At 43.5% G+C, this 416-nt stretch carries 1 pseudogene; it reads right to left on the bottom strand.

Annotated elements, in window-relative coordinates:
• Positions 1–98 (bottom strand): annotated as a pseudogene (locus ACJ5GX_RS07770) (preprotein translocase subunit SecA); the annotation flags it as partial.
• Positions 99–416 lie beyond the last annotated feature (318 nt).

Raw genomic sequence — 416 nt, 5'->3', positions numbered from 1 at the left:
TCAGAGCCAAATATTCTCATTAAATCATCTTCAAGTGATAGAAAGAACTTAGAAAGTCCAGGGTCACCCTGACGACCAGAACGGCCACGCAGTTGATCGATCATGGCTTTTGCCATGCTTGTAGTGGTCATAGTTTAGATTGGGGAATGTGGACTGCGCAGAATCGCACTTCTTTACCAGTTTTAAAGCTGCAGCATGTATCACACTGATGATCTCGTTGCAGACGACAAATAAAGAATTCATCCGTACCAAAGTGGTGCGTCCCGCTTCTATTCTGAAACCCTCGGAGAAGATCGATCTGTTTCAAAATTTCTGATTAGACTTATAACCTCATCCCTGACGAGCAATTTGGCTTTTGGCACGGGCACTCTTGTATTCAACTAATGCACTGCATTGTCGAACACACTACTTTCAAG

This window comes from Wolbachia endosymbiont of Tuta absoluta, assembly GCF_059414725.1.
Note: the sequence above shows the minus strand (reverse complement) of the source record. Positions and strands in the feature narration are given on the sequence as shown.